16 protein-coding genes are annotated in these 14,987 nt (G+C 58.0%); 2 read left to right on the forward strand and 14 right to left on the reverse strand.

Going from position 1 to position 14,987, the window contains the following annotated elements; genetic code table 11:
* Positions 1-35 precede the first annotated feature (35 nt).
* Positions 36-392, forward strand: coding sequence for a hypothetical protein (locus H6F46_RS12015; protein WP_190354909.1), 357 nt, complete (start codon positions 36-38; stop codon positions 390-392).
* Here H6F46_RS12015 and H6F46_RS12020 read toward each other — a convergent pair.
* From H6F46_RS12020 to H6F46_RS12075, 12 genes are all read right to left on the reverse strand, one after another.
* Entirely contained in the window at positions 389-3,757 is a 3,369-nt protein-coding gene (locus H6F46_RS12020; protein WP_190354908.1) for a phage tail tape measure protein, read from the reverse strand. The two genes, H6F46_RS12015 and H6F46_RS12020, sit on opposite strands and share 4 nt — an antisense overlap.
* A gap of 162 nt (positions 3,758-3,919) precedes the next feature.
* On the reverse strand, positions 3,920-4,333 hold the full coding sequence (locus H6F46_RS12025; RefSeq protein ID WP_190354907.1) for a hypothetical protein: 414 nt from the start codon (positions 4,331-4,333) through the stop codon (positions 3,920-3,922).
* A gap of 25 nt (positions 4,334-4,358) precedes the next feature.
* Positions 4,359-4,904 carry a phage major tail tube protein gene (locus H6F46_RS12030; protein WP_190354906.1) on the reverse strand — a complete coding sequence of 182 codons (546 nt, stop codon included), beginning with the start codon at positions 4,902-4,904 and terminating at the stop codon, positions 4,359-4,361.
* 49 nt (positions 4,905-4,953) lie between these two features.
* Complete coding sequence (locus H6F46_RS12035) at positions 4,954-5,487, reverse strand: hypothetical protein (RefSeq protein ID WP_190354905.1); 534 nt, start codon at positions 5,485-5,487, stop codon at positions 4,954-4,956.
* Positions 5,457-5,777, reverse strand: coding sequence for a hypothetical protein (locus H6F46_RS12040; RefSeq protein ID WP_158234297.1), 321 nt, complete (start codon positions 5,775-5,777; stop codon positions 5,457-5,459). Before H6F46_RS12040 ends, H6F46_RS12035 begins: the two co-directional genes overlap by 31 nt.
* A 2-nt stretch (positions 5,778-5,779) precedes the next feature.
* On the reverse strand, positions 5,780-7,846 hold the full coding sequence (locus H6F46_RS12045) for a phage tail sheath subtilisin-like domain-containing protein (protein ID WP_190354904.1): 2,067 nt from the start codon (positions 7,844-7,846) through the stop codon (positions 5,780-5,782).
* A gap of 3 nt (positions 7,847-7,849) precedes the next feature.
* Positions 7,850-8,491 carry a hypothetical protein gene (locus tag H6F46_RS12050; RefSeq protein WP_190354903.1) on the reverse strand — a complete coding sequence of 214 codons (642 nt, stop codon included), beginning with the start codon at positions 8,489-8,491 and terminating at the stop codon, positions 7,850-7,852.
* A complete protein-coding gene (locus H6F46_RS12055; RefSeq protein WP_190354902.1) occupies positions 8,485-9,390 on the reverse strand; it encodes a hypothetical protein in 906 nt (301 codons plus the stop codon). Before H6F46_RS12055 ends, H6F46_RS12050 begins: the two co-directional genes overlap by 7 nt.
* The gene (locus tag H6F46_RS12060) at positions 9,387-9,605 is read right to left on the reverse strand and encodes a hypothetical protein (RefSeq protein WP_190354901.1); all 219 of its coding nucleotides are present in this window, start codon (positions 9,603-9,605) and stop codon (positions 9,387-9,389) included. The genes H6F46_RS12055 and H6F46_RS12060 overlap by 4 nt, the downstream gene beginning before the upstream one ends.
* Positions 9,606-10,592, reverse strand: coding sequence for a major capsid protein (locus H6F46_RS12065; RefSeq protein ID WP_190354900.1), 987 nt, complete (start codon positions 10,590-10,592; stop codon positions 9,606-9,608).
* A gap of 18 nt (positions 10,593-10,610) precedes the next feature.
* The gene (locus tag H6F46_RS12070) at positions 10,611-11,021 is read right to left on the reverse strand and encodes a hypothetical protein (RefSeq protein ID WP_190354899.1); all 411 of its coding nucleotides are present in this window, start codon (positions 11,019-11,021) and stop codon (positions 10,611-10,613) included.
* Entirely contained in the window at positions 11,021-12,019 is a 999-nt protein-coding gene (locus H6F46_RS12075; RefSeq protein ID WP_190354898.1) for a hypothetical protein, read from the reverse strand. Before H6F46_RS12075 ends, H6F46_RS12070 begins: the two co-directional genes overlap by 1 nt.
* Positions 12,020-12,189: 170 nt before the next feature.
* Here H6F46_RS12075 and H6F46_RS12080 point away from each other — a divergent pair, with 170 nt between their 5' ends.
* Positions 12,190-12,633 (forward strand): helix-turn-helix transcriptional regulator, encoded by a 444-nt coding sequence (locus tag H6F46_RS12080; RefSeq protein ID WP_190354897.1) that lies wholly within the window; start codon positions 12,190-12,192, stop codon positions 12,631-12,633.
* On the opposite strand, the gene H6F46_RS12085 is transcribed toward H6F46_RS12080, so the two are convergent.
* Positions 12,630-13,028 (reverse strand): phage virion morphogenesis protein, encoded by a 399-nt coding sequence (locus tag H6F46_RS12085; protein ID WP_190354896.1) that lies wholly within the window; start codon positions 13,026-13,028, stop codon positions 12,630-12,632. The genes H6F46_RS12080 and H6F46_RS12085 overlap by 4 nt on opposite strands.
* 2 nt (positions 13,029-13,030) lie before the next feature.
* Positions 13,031-14,986, reverse strand: coding sequence for a YncE family protein (locus H6F46_RS12090; RefSeq protein WP_190354895.1), 1,956 nt, complete (start codon positions 14,984-14,986; stop codon positions 13,031-13,033).
* Between the last annotated feature and the right edge of the window lies 1 nt (position 14,987).

The raw sequence follows: 14,987 nt of genomic DNA on the forward strand, positions 1-14,987 counted from the left end.
CGAAGGATTGAGTACCGCACTTCGGAGCTACTGCCATGAACCCCTGGATCGGATGCACCATTGCCTTTGTTGCGGGAGCCGGATTGGCTGGAATCGGGCAATCCGGCTCCCGCCCGGTCAATCCGGCTCCTGTTGCCAGCCCGCCCCCTGAAATCCAGATTTGGCAGTCCGTCACCCCCGGACTCAGCTTGGATGATGCTGAGTTTCGGATTGGAGTGAAGGGCGGTGGCGATCAACGATCAACCGAGCCGGGCCCAACGGGTGAGATCAAGGTCTTGAACCGGGCCTATCCGATTGGCGGTGGCACGGTGTTGGCCGTGCGGTATGAGCTAGCCCCTGGCTCTGGCGATTATCGAGTGGACAATAAAATGCTGGCCCTGAAAGTTGATTAGCCATAACTCAATCGCTGCTTTCGTGCCTCGTATTCCTGAATCATCGCGAAGAACTTCTCCCGTTCCGCGGCCAACACGCCACCCACGGCGGCCGCGGCCCCATCCGATCCGACATTGATGGTCGGTGAGAAGTTAAACACGCTGGATGCCGATGGCGAGGTTGCCGGTTGGGTGGCTCCCGTCGCCATTGGGCCGATCGGCATCGGAGCCGGTTGTAATCCCATCCCACCCACCATCGGATTGAGTGCGCCGCCAATCGTGCCCTGGTATCCGACCGCCGCCCTTTGCAGTCCCGTCGTGAACACATCCAGCAGCCCCGGCCCGGCTCCCCCAAACTGGGATTTGGAGAACGGGCCATATTTTGCGTAGGAGCCTGGGAACGCACCCCGGACGGCCGCCGCTGCTGCTGATGCGGCCGCCACCGCTTGACCGATGCCCGCCGTGATGCCCGCCGCTAGATTCGACATCATCGCCATCCCGGCCGCCTGCATTGAACCGGCCATGGCTTGAAACGCCGCCGCGATCTGAGCACCGGCTGCCGACGCGATGGCCGGCAGTTGGGCTAATTGCGCCTGGATTCCTGTGATTGCCGCCGCCATGGCCGCTTGAGCCGCTGCCATTGAGGACGTGAGCGAAGCCGACAAGGACGCACCGAACGCGGTCGCTTGCGCCGTGATCGATGCGAACGCCATCGTCATGGTGGCCGACAGCATCATCACTTGCATCTGAACACCCATGAACGCGGTGCTAAATGCCATCGTCAGGGATGAACCCAACATGGCCACTTGTGCCGTGATGCCTGTGAATGCGGCCCCGAGTTGCGCGGTGAATGCCGCCACTTGCGCCCCCACCTGTGCGAATGCAGTTGTGAACGCCATCGTCAAAGCCATGCCAATTTGGGCGATGGCAGGCGTGATCGAAGTGGCGATGCCGCTGAAAATTGTGCCGATGTTGGTGGCGATGCTCGCCATCCCGGTCGTAATGCTCGCCATTGCCGTCGTGAATGATGCAGCCAGTTGCGGCCCGAGCATCATCACCTGTGACACGATACCCGTGATCGCCGGGCCAATCGCCATTAGGGGAGCGGTCAAGGCTGATTGCAGCATCGGGCCAATGCTCGACAGACTGGAAATTAGCCCCTGAATCATGGATTGAGCACCCGAGAGCATCCCGCTTAGGAACCCACCGCCACCGCCGCCACCGACATTCATCGCACCCGACAGGCTGGCAAAGGCTGACTTGATGCCGTTCACGACGTTCATCACCGTCGATTGGATGCCCTGCACAAACGAGCCGATACCCGAGAGCGCCCCCTGCAATCCGGCCGTGATCATCCCGCCCAGCCCCGAGAATGCCGACCCGAACGATGCCACCAATCCAGCGAGCAATCCCGGAATAGGGCCAAACACACCGGCAATCACGGACGGGATGGCAGCGAACGCGCTCGACACCAATCCCGGCAACCCTGCCAAGGCTCCCGAGATCATTCCACCCAGTCCCGAGAACACGGACATGAATAACCCTGGGATGGGTGAGATCATGCTCATCACCAGCCCCGGCAACCCTGCCAGTGCTCCGGTGATCGCACTCATCAGTCCCGACCCGATACTGGCCAGCCCACCGAAGTTCCCCGAGAATGCTTGCGCGATGGCGTTCCCGAACTCAACGACCGCTGCGATGGCGTTCACGATGTTGGCAACGAAGTTGGCCACAAACCCAGCCGCCGCGCCTAATGCCGCTCCGATCATCTGCCCAAAGTTTTGGATCCCTGAGAGCGCACCGGGCCCAAATGCCGATTGGATTGCTGCCTTGATCGTGTTGAACGCAGGAGCCAACGCCTCACCCAATCGGGAGAATGCGGACTTGAGGTTGTCGAGTGCCGGCCCGAACGCTGCCATGAAGCCTTGCCCGAACCCTGTGAACAGCGCTGATAGTTGGGGTCTCAGCGCCATCGCCGCCGCTCCGATTGCCGTGATTGCAGCCGCCACTGCCAAGACAGGGCCAACTGAGATGCCAGCCAGTGCGGCTCCAATGGCTCCCACCGCTGCTACCACAACCAAGATCCCCGCGCTTAAGGCCGCAAAGGTTGCGATCATCGCCGTGATGCCAGGATTGGCAGAAGCGAAACTGGCCATCGCCTGAATCACTGCCGTGATCGGAGCCAACACTGACGTGACCGCTGGGGCCAGCGCACCACCCACGTTGATCGCCAATTCGTTCATGGCGTTTTGGGCCAGTTGCACGCGCGCCTTCATCGTGTCGATTCGGTCTGCAAATTCTTTTTGCATCCCGCCCTGTTGCGCTGTCACATCGTTGGCTCGCGCCATCGTGGCCGCCAACACGTCCATGTTCTGGGCAAGCTGGGCAGCTTTCGGCGCGTGGTTTTTCCCGAACAATCCCACCAATGCCGCTTGCCCTTTCAATCCCGCGTCACCCGCCTTGCTCAGGATCGACTCGAACGCCTTGACCGGGCTAACCTCCATCGCTTTAGCCACGTCTTGGGTGGTCAATCCCAAATCCGCCAAGGCCGCCGCCTGTCGTGGTGTTGCCCGGTTCAATCCGTTCAGGCTGGCAAACATTGAGTTAAGCCCAGTGGCGGCCGACTCAGGAGCCATCCCAAGGCTGATCATCGTGGTGGTCAAGCCCGCCGCGTCGTTCTCGGTGATCCGCATGGCCTTGGCCGTACCTGAAAACCGCTGTGTTGCGTTCAGGATTTCCACCTCGGTCGCGGCCGACGTGTTGCCCAGATAGTTGATCATGTCGCCAAATTTTTGGACGCGGGCAAAATCAAGTCGCCCGGTCTGTTGGTTCATGAACCCGAACGTGTTCGAGAGCTTGCCCAGTCGAGTGGCGGTTTCCTTGGGTGCGATGTCGAACGCGGTTGACATCTTGGCCGTGGTGTCCACGAACTTACCGATGTCATCCCGAGCGATGCCCAGCGACCCGGCTGATTCAGCGATGTCGGCTAACCCCTTTTGGGAGATTGGGATGGTGCGCGACATCGCCTTGATCTCGTCACCCAACACCGCCGTCTCTTTGCTGCTCAATCCCGTCGTCTTCCGAACGGCGGCCATCGCGTCTTCAAATTCTTGGAACGCCTGAAGGCTCCCACCAATCGCCCCGATCACCGGCCTGCCGATCAGGTTTGCAGCGGCATCAAACCCCGCCATTGCGTCAGCGGCTCGCCCCATCCCGCGCTGCAATCGGGTTGCCCCCTTGCCTGCATTGTTTGCCGCGTTGCCCGCCAAATCCGTCGCCTTGGCAGTCTGTCGCTGGGCACGTTCCAACCTAGACAAAATGCTGTCGATCTTGGCAGAAGCTTGATCGACAGCATTAATCGTGATCGTGAGGGAAGTGCTAGCCACGCTTGGGTCTCGCCTTGTTTTTTGCCTTTTCGATAGCGCGGTGTTTTAGCTGATCAAGTTGCTGAATATGTCCCCACCAAAACCGGGCGATTCGGTGGGTCATCTGTCGAACTTCCGAGTAGGTAAACCCCGCTTCGAGCAACGCCAAAACGTGCAACGGGGTTAGGATTCCCCCTCGGGAAACTGAGCCGCAACAGCCGTCATCAGCACCGAACCCTCTCGAATTGGCAGCGCTCGATATTGTTCGTAAGTCAGCTTTTTGCCGTCAATTTCCACCAATTCAGCAATCAGAAACGGGATGAGTTTCTGTTGCTTTCCACCTGATAAAAGTTGAGCCTTTTCCAAATCCGCCATCGTGCCTTCTCGAATTTTGGCCACCCGACCCGATGGCAGTTTCACCACTTGGTCACCGCTATCCAAAACGTCAGGATTTACGGCATCTGCCAACTCATCCAATGCGTCAAGACATTTTTCGATCTGGTCAACAACATGACCTTTTGTCACGGGACTGGGCGGTTCCGAAGTTCCCACACCCAATTCAGCCAGTGCCAGATCCGTCGCGTCCGTCTTAGCCATCTCTCTCGACTCCTGTTAATCCAAATTACGCCACGTTGCCCAATACGTTGCCGCCACCAATTCCCAAGTTGGCTCGCATCCGTTCGAGCAAATCAACCCCATCAACACGGTAAATGTTGGCAGCAATATCGAGCGCTAAAATTTCCTGTCCGTCGTAGACCCGCTGATAGTAACCCGCGCTCATCACGTACTCCCATTCAGCCAATTCACCGCCCGACAAATCGCCGCCCGGTGTTTCCTTGAACCGACCGCGCAAAGTCGCAATCTGTGGCTTTTCGTCTACCAGAACCCCGTTTTCATAAATTTCAACATTGGCGCGGGCGATGATTTCGTGTGTTCCGATGTGATCGTGGGATGCCTTGTCGAGAGCGGGATGGTAGGACGTGCAAGTGATCGTGCATTCGAGAGGTTCAAATTTCAGCCGATATTCCGGCTTGCCAATCAACCCAAGCGAAGCATCCTCTTCGGTCTCAGTTTCGAGCGTTGGCAACTCCAGTTCATCAACGATCCCATCCAACAGCTCACCATCGATCCACACCGATGCGCGTACAATTTTGCCGATCCGAGACATGGGGTGTACCTCCAAAAATAGGGTATCGGTTTAGCTGATTGAGTCCGGGTTAACGGCGCTCATGATCCTCAGTAGTTGGGCGGTCTGGATCGAATCGCGGGGGGCTGAAACGGGAGATTTCATCGCCTTGCAATTCGGACTCGATCTGGGCAATTTGCCGCTCAAAATGTCCGGGTCTAGCCCGTTCCAAAAGTCTCAGAGAAGACAGCAGTTGAGCGCCCGTCACTTTGTAGCGGTGTTTGTAAAACTCCTTTCGCTCGAAATTGACGCGGGCCAAATCTGTCAGCTTTGAGATTTGGGACTGCAAACGAGCCACCCGTGATTGCTCTCGATCCAAATCTTTTCGCAGTTCATCAATCGTGGCGTTCAGGGGTGTTTGGACAAGCTGGATCAGGTTTTGCTCTCGGGTCGTTAGGCGCTCGCTTTGCAGATCCCAAAACTCACGCTTTTGCGCCCGGTCGCGCTCACGCCATTCAGCCGCTTTCCCGACAATCAGGGCCAACCCCCCAAACACCGCCGCAATTTCAGCAGCGTAATCTCGTATGGTCTGGACTAAATCCGGTGGGGGTGGGGGCGTGGACATCGGTGATAGTAGTGAATGGTTTGTGTGAGGACTGACCCAGCAATCCAGCTAAAGCCAGCAAATTGCACCCCCTGAGAAGTTAGCAGCGAGTAGAGCGCGATCACGGTCAACGTCCCGGTCAAAAAGTGCTGCCAAACCACGATTCCATTTGGAAGTTTTTGATGGGCCCGGAGTAACACCCATCCCGTCACTGCCAAAATCGCGTAGGTTGCGACCGTTCGGGGATTGTTGTCGATCACGCCGGAAGCGGATAGCAGCACACAAAGCCAGACCCCACCAAATCCCCTCATGACTACGCTCCCAAAGTAGACAAGCGCGTGATATCAACCCGCTGCTCAAAGATGATCCGTTGGGCCCCCGGCATCGGGGTCACCTCGTAATCAAATCGCAGAATCCCCTTGGCTAACTCAGTGGGTGGGTTTTTCCGCCGGTCGTAGGAACAGCGACCCCAGACGATTGCGCCCAAGGCAACCTGGGAATCCAGAAATGCGTTCACCGTGGATGGCACGTTGACGATCACGGTGTTGATCGGCTGGTCAATGTAGATCAGACAAGCCCGCTCCAGTGCGAACTGCATCACGTCAAGGGTGCGCCGCACTGAGATCAAATTGTCGATTTCAGCCGACGCTGGATAGCCTGCTGAATATGCGCCCCAAGACACGAACCCGGTCGCGTAATCCCGGTAAATCGTGGCCACGCCCGCGCCCGTCAGCAGGTTGACCTCTGAGTTGGGGTCATTGTGAATGGAGGTCAACAGCCGCTCCATCCCTTGAACCCCGTTCAGTTCCTTGTTCGATGGGCTGTACCAGTACCCGAACCGCAGATCGGTTGCGCTGGCCATCGCCACCCAACGACGCGAGTAGGGTTCAAGGCGCGGGGCATTGGTCGCCACATCGAAGGTTTCAACGTGGGGATAGCAGGGAACAACCCGCTTGGAACTGGTGAAAAAGTTTTCAGCCGGGCCAGCCGCGCCCCGTGATTCCAGGGCCTCTTGAGGGGTTAGCCCCATGGGTGCATCAATTGCCGCAAGCGCCCGCGTCCGTTCGGCAAAGGTCTCAAGTGCTTGCGCTACCTCGATCCGGTCTGACCATCCCGGCGCGGCAACCAACATCGGTTGGAACCCAAGCCGTTGCGTTGAACCCAGCCAAGCTTGGATGCCTGTGCGGCTCCCGTCTTCCAAAGTTTCGCCAATAATTTCGGCTGACGTGACCTCAGACGGATATTCATACGAGACGGTCACGGTTGCCCCGGACGCAATCCGCTGTTGCAACCCGGTCGTAACCCGCGTGATTGTGCCAGCAATCGGATTAATTTCGTAGTCGCGAGACTCTTCAAAAACCACGTTTTGCTCAGAGTACGCCACCCGAATTGCCCCATTGACGGGAATCCCGCCCGTGGGAACTCGCGTAATCACCCCGGACTCTACTGTGAAATCAGCCGTTTCCGCGTAGGTCGTGAACCCGTCAAGGCTTGTGACAGTCTGGACTTCCACTTTGGTATAGGTCACCCGCAGTCGGGCCCCGGACGGAATTGCACCGCCACCCACCCGGGTGACCACACCAGCGGCCACGGTGTAATCGGTAGTCAGGGTGTAAACCGTGCCGTTCAACCCTTCAACCGACAGGACATCGGCAGTCGGTTCACCCGTGTCGTAGGTGTTGGCGGTCGGAGCCAAAACTTTGGTCACGCGACGGGGCAAGGTGATCGAGTCCACGCCCTCCTCATAGGTGACAGATACGGTTGCATTGGCGGGAATCGCCCCCGTGGCCACGCGCGTGATCACGTTGTCCGCAACCGTGTAATCCGTGGTCAACTCGTAAACCGTATTGCCCGACTTGATCGAGACCAGAGTTGCCCCGGTCGGGATTGTGATCGTTCCCGGTGTACCGGCAAACGTCCGGCTCACGGTGTCTCGGTCGGCTCCCTTGAATCGGAACGAACCCGAGTAGTTGGCCGTTCCTTCAAGGCTGATCAGGTCGATGTTTGCCTCACCCGGTTTCGTGCCAACCAAGGTGAGCGCGTCGCCTGTGAATGCCGTGGTTTGGGTGGCCACGTTCAGGTGGATCGCGGGATCGAACACGTTGATGGCGATGATCAGCCCACCGCCCATGTCATCCCGAGCCTTTGCGTCGTAGGGCAGTGAGTAACCGGGGATTGCTGGGCCCAAATACCGGGCCGCGTCACGGTCGTTGGCGATCAACACCGGCTCGTTTATCTTCCGATCCGCTTCAGCCAGCTTGTGGATCGGAGCCGTGCCGATGAACCCGATGGTGCTGGTGCGGGTGATTTGCACCGGAACCAAGCCGGTCGGGATTTCTACGAATTGAACGCCACGAATATATTCGCCAATGGCCGCCATGTCTTAGTCCTCTGTCTTGTTCGGGATGATGAGCTGCTGAGGTGGGCTGGGATTTGCGTTGGGCGTGTGAGAATTGAGGGGTGGCGATTGAGGGTCGTTCGGGTCGCTGGGAGCCGGATCGGGGGCAATCGGCCGCCCGCCTGCATCCAACTGAATCGGAGGGGTTGGGAGCTGAGTGAAGGTGATCGCCTTGGCCAGTGGTTCGGGTTCGAGCGGGGTGTTGTCGGCAACAGCCAGAATTGGGACTGACACCTGTACCGTCCACTGCCAAATCCGGCGGGATGCCCGATCAACTCCCTCGTATTCCGAGCGCACCAACCCGATGGCGGCCCGTGCCGTTGGGATTTGCAGCCCAATCAATCGTGCTTGGGTGATCGTCACCAGGGACTCACAGGATTCGAGCGTGGTGTGTCCGATGGCGATTGTCCAAAGTGCCTCGCCTCGCTGTGTTGGGGTTGGCCTACCTTCGGATGCTTGCCACGTCACCCGTTCCAGCCCCACCCAGGCGTAACCCCTGAAGCTCCCCTTAGCCACGTCCGCTTCTGCTAACGGGTTTGGCTCTTTGGGCTCAACCCCGTAAGGCTCGAACGGAACCCGCAAGCGTTCGATGATGGCGGCCCGTTGTTGCGCGATCCAACTCACCATTGCCGCAACCGCTCCTGAGTAAAGGCTTGCGGCGCGACACCGTAGGAAATGTACCGGCTGTCAAGACCCGTACCGCTTTCAGGGGGCAACACACCACCGCCCTCTGAACCTTTTTGCCGCAATCGGGATAAGGCTAAATCCGCTTGCTTCCAAACGTCCTCTCCCTGATGAGGGTCAAGATGGTAGCGGGCGAACGAAAGGGCGATCCATTTGCGTGAGTCGTATTCGGACGTGGTGAGCGCGTTCCACTCCAGATAGGGGCCGGCTGCTGAGTTGATCACGGCCGTTGCCTGCTCAAGGTGCGCCGCCAACTTGCCCCAATCAGGTTCGGTCTTTAAATCCCGCCCTTCGCCGTTGCCGTTTTGGGTGAGCCGGATCGTCTCTTCGTATCCGTAGGTACGGACAAAATCATCGGGCGTGGCATAGTAATCCGAGTAATCGGGGGCATCTGTTTCCAGGTGCGCCTTACCAAAAGCGTGGTAGGAAACCCGGACGGACTCAGTAGGATCGATCCGCCCCGTCGCCACCCAAGTCAACAGGCCATGCTGCAAATCGACTTCGTAATCGATGCCTCGATCAAAGTCCGGTGGGCTGGCCGCCTGAAGAATCAGATCGGTCAAGCCTTGAGGGAGATAGCCCACCCCGTCTTGATTGATCGCGATTGGAGCCTGTACCACTGGCAACCCTGTAGCGGGTGAGTAGGTGGCCAGCACAATCGACAGCGGCTTGACCCGTCCAAGCGGTAGCGTCCTTACCTCACCCTCATCAGCGTCGTATTCGTAGTCACGGCCGGCCGTGAGCTGCGAAGTCAGGGCGGAAACCCTGAGACTCCAAAGCCACTGATCAGGCAACTCTAAGCGGACGCTGGCAAAAGTGACTACAAGGCTGCGGCGGATCATGGTTCGTCCGGTTCGGGTTCGGTCTTGCGACGGGGTTTAGGGGTTTCCGGCTTGGGTGGTTCCGGTCGGGTGTCGGGCGGTGGGGTTGGTTGCACGGCTTTGGCGTAACCCCGATTAATAAAGGTTTCGACAGCCCCTTGAGGCAAGGTCACAATTTCGCCCGGTTGCCGCCGTTTTCCGTCAATCGTCACGGATACGAGCAATTCGTACAGCACTTAAATCACCTCCTGAGCCAAGAAGGCCGCGCCCATCCCGGTCACTTCAACCTGACGGTCGTAGTTCACGCCGTAGACGACAGACTTTCGGTCTCGAACCTCGTAAGGAGTTTCGGCGGCCGGCATCCCTTGCAAAACGTAGGTATAGAACGCGCTGGGTTCCGCCCGACTCACGTCAACAGAGGGTGTGTAGCTGACCGTGCCGCGCGTGATCGCGTTGGGATTGACGTATGCCAGGATTGCCGATTTTGCCCAGGCCATATCGGTCAATTCAGCATTTTCAGCGCCGTCATCCAAATGCACCGCCTCAGCGATGATGACCTGACTCAACCCCCACATCCGGGCCAGCATTTCGGTGGTCAGCGTTTCGGAAGAGGTGTGCTTCAGTCGATCACGGATATCCTCGTGATCGTCCAGCGCGTCCCAAACTTCGGAGCCAAGTAGCAGGGTGTTGGGTTTTGTCCCGATAGATCGGCGGATTTCTTGGGCCCAATCCTTGACCTGCCGAAACGGGCGGGAACGGCTCGCACCCTCACCCACCGACCATTTGTCGTTGCCCGTGAGAACGGTTTTGTGGTTCGAGTCGTAGTTGGCAGGGTCGGCCACTGTCTCTGCGATTTCCTTCTCCAGTGCCAAGGCGTGACTGCCCATCAACGACAGCATCGTCGTGCGCTCATAGTTGAGTCCCACTCGCGATTCGGTTTCGGAGATTTCCGTGAGATCGGCCAAGTGCTCCAGGCTGTGTTGCGGAATTTCGTAAGGGTCGGCTTCATACCCCCACTCAATCCGTCGAGTCGTACCCCGTGGGGAACGTAGCGTGTTGTAGGTTGCGAAGCCTTCCTTACCAAACTTGATCACCTTGCCCGAGCGGGTTGGCGATTCCACGATGGGACAAATTGCCGTCCCAACCAAGGAAGCGTTTTTGAATCCTTGGGTGATCGTGGTCAGAACCGGGTCAATCCCGATTCGGCGGTCGCGTAGGTTCATTGGCATAGCAGTCCCGTCCTAGAAAATAACGATGTTGGTGAGCTGAGGATTGGTTGCGGATGGGGGTGCTGCCCACTCGTTTTGAGACAGTCGGAACGCGCCCGCTGTACCAGCTACAGCCAGCCCGGACGTACCAGGAGAGACGAATTGCGCTGCCATCGTGCCCGAGAATTTGTACCGGGGTGCGACCGCCGCGCCCGCGTCGGCAAAGTTGAAGCCCGATTGCACCCGGACGGCACAAAGCCCACCGGTCGCCACCGTCACCGCTTCACTAGGTAGCGCGTCATGCTGGGCAATCCCTAACTGCTGAGTTGCGGACGTGCCTACCCGACCCGACTGAACGTCCACAAATGTGAATTGCTTGATCGGCTCCGTGGCCACAACAGTCAAAACATCTTCGGGATGCTGTTCCGGGAAAATTCCAGCCATTACTTGCCCCCTACCGCGCCCAGTGCGGTCACATAGTCAACATTGTTTTCAGCCGCATAAGCCAGCACTTTTTGGTGCAAGGCGTAAGCATCAGGGTCAACAGACATCCCAGGCGGGGCATTGAAATCCGGGGCGATTGCCACCGGCTCCTCAGCGGGAACCACCGGAGCGGTTAGGTCATGCTCAGAAAATGCCGATGCGAGAAAGTCCAGGTGGAATGCCGCCAAGTCTTTGCCGCCTGCCGAAAACTCAGGCGATTGAATTTTGGACAGGGCCGCCAAGAACTCTAGCTGAGTTGCCTTGTGAGCCACCAATTCGGGACGGGTCGATGCGGCCGCGTCAAATTGCCGTTCGAGTTCCGAGAGCTTCAGTCGGTGTTGGGTGGCTGCGTTTTCCAGGGCCAGCGCCTGATTTTTCCGCTCCAATTCAGTCAAGCGAGACTGCATGGCGGCAAACTCGGGAGAACTGGAAAAGTCAGGGGCTTTGGGTTCGGGTGCGACCGGCGTTTCAGTCGGCTCGATCACCGCGCCTTCAGTCGGGACGGTAGGGGTTTCAGGCATGGCGGTATAGGTGTAAAGGTGCGAGTCTTCTTCAGACTCAAAGGCTGGAGTCAGGGGAATGGCGGGCGCGGTTGCACCCAACAGCCCAACATGGGCCAATCCCCATTTCCCCGGCCTGGGATTCGATGGGTGATCGGGATGCCAGAGCCGAACCGAGACCCGGCGAAACGGCTTGAATGGAGCCGACAAAAACTCACGGATTCCGGGAGCTAGCTTGTCTGGGTCGTAGGACACAAACAGTTTTGAGCCTTTCAACTTGATTGCTTCCACCCATCCCAACGCCGGATCGTCAGTAGCAGGGTGACCCGCCACCAACGGAACCGGAGCCGCTGCCAAGTCCTGATCAGCAATCTCGCTGACTTCGGCAGGGACGTACTCTCTTGCTCGCCCCGCTGAATCGGTGTGATTGCCGACCGCGAAAACCTCGATCTCTTGCATGGCCCGATCAAAACTACTGATCCCACCCTAGGAGAGTCCCCAAAGATTGCGGGTTAAACCACCCAAGAGCCATCACCTCAAGGGCTTGGGGCGATGGGGTTAAAGCGCTTTTGTCACAAAGGCAATCAGTAAGATAGGGGCTGTCGAGTTTTCTTTATTTGGTCGATCCCATGCCTCAATCCACCAAAAACCCCGTCCCTTGTGAGCGATTGCAGGCAATCCTCAAGGAACGGGGTTTGACCCAGATTGATTTGTGTTACACGGTTTTTGTGTCCTGTGGGGTCAAGCTGACCCCGCAGCATCTAAATGCGGCGATCAAGGGGCGTGAGTATCCTTCACTCCGGTTGCAAAGGGCGGTCTCGACAGCGCTGAATCTGCCATTGGGTGAGGCGTTCCCTGAGTACCACACCGTGGCCGAAACCCTGATCCGCTGGTATCAAGACTTACGGCAGTTGGGGCGGATTGATTATGCCCCGCTTGCAAGTTTGTCTGGACTGGATTACGCACGATTGGTCTCAATCTTGCGAAAACAGGACGCGCCAACCCACTGGGAACGTCAGGCTTTAGCTCGTGTAGCCGGGATGGGGGTGAGTGAGCTGTTCCCTGAGTTCTAACCGAGCAACGACTGAAGCCACTGCTCTGCCGTCTCTTTCAGTTTTGCCTCATGCCGGGCCCCGATGCCGATGAAGGGGCGGGGTGGGATGCCGCGAGATGTTCCGAAATTGTGGAACGGCGACTTGAAATCGGACGCGGTGATCGTGGCGGTGTTGCCCCCTGTCGATAGGGTAATCCCGCCTTGCATCGCCCCCGATTCCACCAACCCGTGGTAGTTGGGCCCGCCAACCCATCCGGCTCCATCGGGACTGACTTGGCTCGAATAATCCTCCATCGTCATCTGGTGTTGCATCTCACCCAATTGGGTGACCAGCTCCGATAGGTCATGCAGCTTGGATCGGATGCGCTGAAGGTCGGTTAGGGCCGGGCCGTCAATCGTGAATGAGAGAGACATGGTTAGCCTGCCAACGATTTGACCACGGAAATTGCCCCATCCCGAGAGGCCACGTAAACCTCAGAGGTTGCCGCAACGAACGTCGCTGAGATGGGTTCGGGGGCAACCGGGATGCGGGCCACCCGTTGGTTGTCACTCAATCGGATCGCCACCAATTGGTGATAGCCCTCACAGGCCACAAACGCCCGACCATTGGCAGAGTCAATCGCCACTGACACCGGACGCGCCGTAGTCCCGATGGCCACCGACCCGACCGCCGCACCTGAGATGGTGTTGAGGATCGTCACGTTCCCTGAACCCCGGTTGGCTACAACAGCCCGACCCAAGACCGAATCAACCCCAACCCCAATCGGGAACGACCCGACCGCCACGGTGGTAATCGGGGTATCGGTGACGGATGAAATCAGGGTCACGTTGTTGCTGCCTGAGTTAGCCACAAACAGGGTTTGCTGCACTGAGTCAAAATCGATGCCGATCGGACTACTGCCGACCGTGACCGTCGTGGTCTGAGTGCGCGTTGCCCGGTCGATCACCGCCACTCGGTTGTTGGCGCGGTCAACCGCGTAGAGCTTGCCACCCACAACAGCTAGACCTTCGATGAAGCTTGTCCCGCCAACGTCAATCACCGTTGTGGTCTGGGCATCGATGGCGACTTCAAGGATCTGAGACCCAGCGGCTACATAGGCGCGGTTTTCGGATGCCTGTACCGCGACCCGTCCCGAAGCTTCGGTAGCTGTCGAGTAGAGAAATGCATTGTTGGGTGCTAGCAGGTTGTACTGAACTTGGTAGATCGAACCGCCCGACAGCGAAAAGTCCTGGGTAATTGCTTTCGATGTCGAATCGATTGCGAAGATTCGATCCGAACCTTCATCGCTGCCCACTGTGGCGATCACCCGATCATCGTCAGCAGCGACGGCAAATACACGGGATTCGTAGACCGCCCGTTGCGGCCCGGCTGCAACCGATGCGGTCACGCTGCCGGTGGCCGATGCACCACCAAACAGTTGGAAGCCAGCAATAACAGGATGCACGTACAAGGTGTCGCTAGTGCCCGTGATCCGAAAGCGCCAGTGGCGATAGGTTTGAGCGGTTGACAATGCGAAAACCTTTGTTTCGTAAGATTTCCATGCGTTTCCACCTGAGACTGCAATGGATTGAGTGTCAACCGTTGTCCATCCCGAATCGTCTTGAAAGTTGGCGAGTGTCCCATCTTTACCTTGCAGCGTCCAGTTAGTGGGATAAGTGCCGATTGCCACCTGTACCGAATAAGACGTGACCCGAGTAGGGCTACCGAAGCTCACAATCACCCAAGTTGGATAGGATGTTGGCGTAGAGGAAAAGGGCGATAACACAACCGCCGTATCAATGCTTTGATCAAAAATCTGCCAAGTTGATTGATCAGAGTAAGGAATGCGGTCGGGTTTAATAACGTTGTACGCCCTGTCCCGACTCCCAACCAAGATCGGGCTAGCTGAGATGTCACTGGTTAGCACTGGAATCAGCGGCTTGGGTACTGTCGAGGCCCCCGCGTCCTGAACCTGCGAGGTCGTGTCCACAATCCCGAGCGAAACGGTCTTGGTCACGCCGCTTGCCACCTGAATCGAAGCGATGTTGGCGGCCACGGCTGCACCGCCCCCGGTGTTTCCCAACGGCGGGATTGGCTCGAAACGGGATTGGGCGGCATCCCACGCCAAGGTGTAGCCATCAGCCACGCCGGTCAAGTCCACGGCAAAGTTGGCGGGCAAGTCGAGAGCCAGTTTTAGGGTATCCGGGGTAATCACAACCCACTTATTCCCAGCGGCTTGGTACTGGAGCAAAACGCCATCAACCAACCCGGTCAAATCAACGGGACGGCCACCCACAGATGACGATGTGGCGATGGCAGATTGCACCGCGAGCGTCAGGGTGTTGAGGGCTTCAGTGTTTTCGGCAAAACGTTGGGCGATAGTGCTAGGCATG

It is taken from the genome of Limnothrix sp. FACHB-1083, from assembly GCF_014696485.1.
GTDB lineage: Bacteria > Cyanobacteriota > Cyanobacteriia > CACIAM-69d > CACIAM-69d > CACIAM-69d.

What these genes read in the sequence shown, in the direction of transcription:
- H6F46_RS12015 (WP_190354909.1), top strand. Translation starts at nt 36, where the DNA reads ATGAACCCCTGGATCGGATGCACCATTGCCTTTGTTGCGGGAGCCGGA.
- H6F46_RS12025 (WP_190354907.1), bottom strand. Translation starts at nt 4,333, where the DNA reads ATGGCTAAGACGGACGCGACGGATCTGGCACTGGCTGAATTGGGTGTG.
- H6F46_RS12030 (WP_190354906.1), bottom strand. Translation starts at nt 4,904, where the DNA reads ATGTCTCGGATCGGCAAAATTGTACGCGCATCGGTGTGGATCGATGGT.
- H6F46_RS12035 (WP_190354905.1), bottom strand. Translation starts at nt 5,487, where the DNA reads ATGTCCACGCCCCCACCCCCACCGGATTTAGTCCAGACCATACGAGAT.
- H6F46_RS12040 (WP_158234297.1), bottom strand. Translation starts at nt 5,777, where the DNA reads ATGAGGGGATTTGGTGGGGTCTGGCTTTGTGTGCTGCTATCCGCTTCC.
- H6F46_RS12045 (WP_190354904.1), bottom strand. Translation starts at nt 7,846, where the DNA reads ATGGCGGCCATTGGCGAATATATTCGTGGCGTTCAATTCGTAGAAATC.
- H6F46_RS12050 (WP_190354903.1), bottom strand. Translation starts at nt 8,491, where the DNA reads ATGGTGAGTTGGATCGCGCAACAACGGGCCGCCATCATCGAACGCTTG.
- H6F46_RS12055 (WP_190354902.1), bottom strand. Translation starts at nt 9,390, where the DNA reads ATGATCCGCCGCAGCCTTGTAGTCACTTTTGCCAGCGTCCGCTTAGAG.
- H6F46_RS12065 (WP_190354900.1), bottom strand. Translation starts at nt 10,592, where the DNA reads ATGAACCTACGCGACCGCCGAATCGGGATTGACCCGGTTCTGACCACG.
- H6F46_RS12070 (WP_190354899.1), bottom strand. Translation starts at nt 11,021, where the DNA reads ATGGCTGGAATTTTCCCGGAACAGCATCCCGAAGATGTTTTGACTGTT.
- H6F46_RS12075 (WP_190354898.1), bottom strand. Translation starts at nt 12,019, where the DNA reads ATGCAAGAGATCGAGGTTTTCGCGGTCGGCAATCACACCGATTCAGCG.
- H6F46_RS12080 (WP_190354897.1), top strand. Translation starts at nt 12,190, where the DNA reads ATGCCTCAATCCACCAAAAACCCCGTCCCTTGTGAGCGATTGCAGGCA.
- H6F46_RS12085 (WP_190354896.1), bottom strand. Translation starts at nt 13,028, where the DNA reads ATGTCTCTCTCATTCACGATTGACGGCCCGGCCCTAACCGACCTTCAG.
- H6F46_RS12090 (WP_190354895.1), bottom strand. Translation starts at nt 14,986, where the DNA reads ATGCCTAGCACTATCGCCCAACGTTTTGCCGAAAACACTGAAGCCCTC.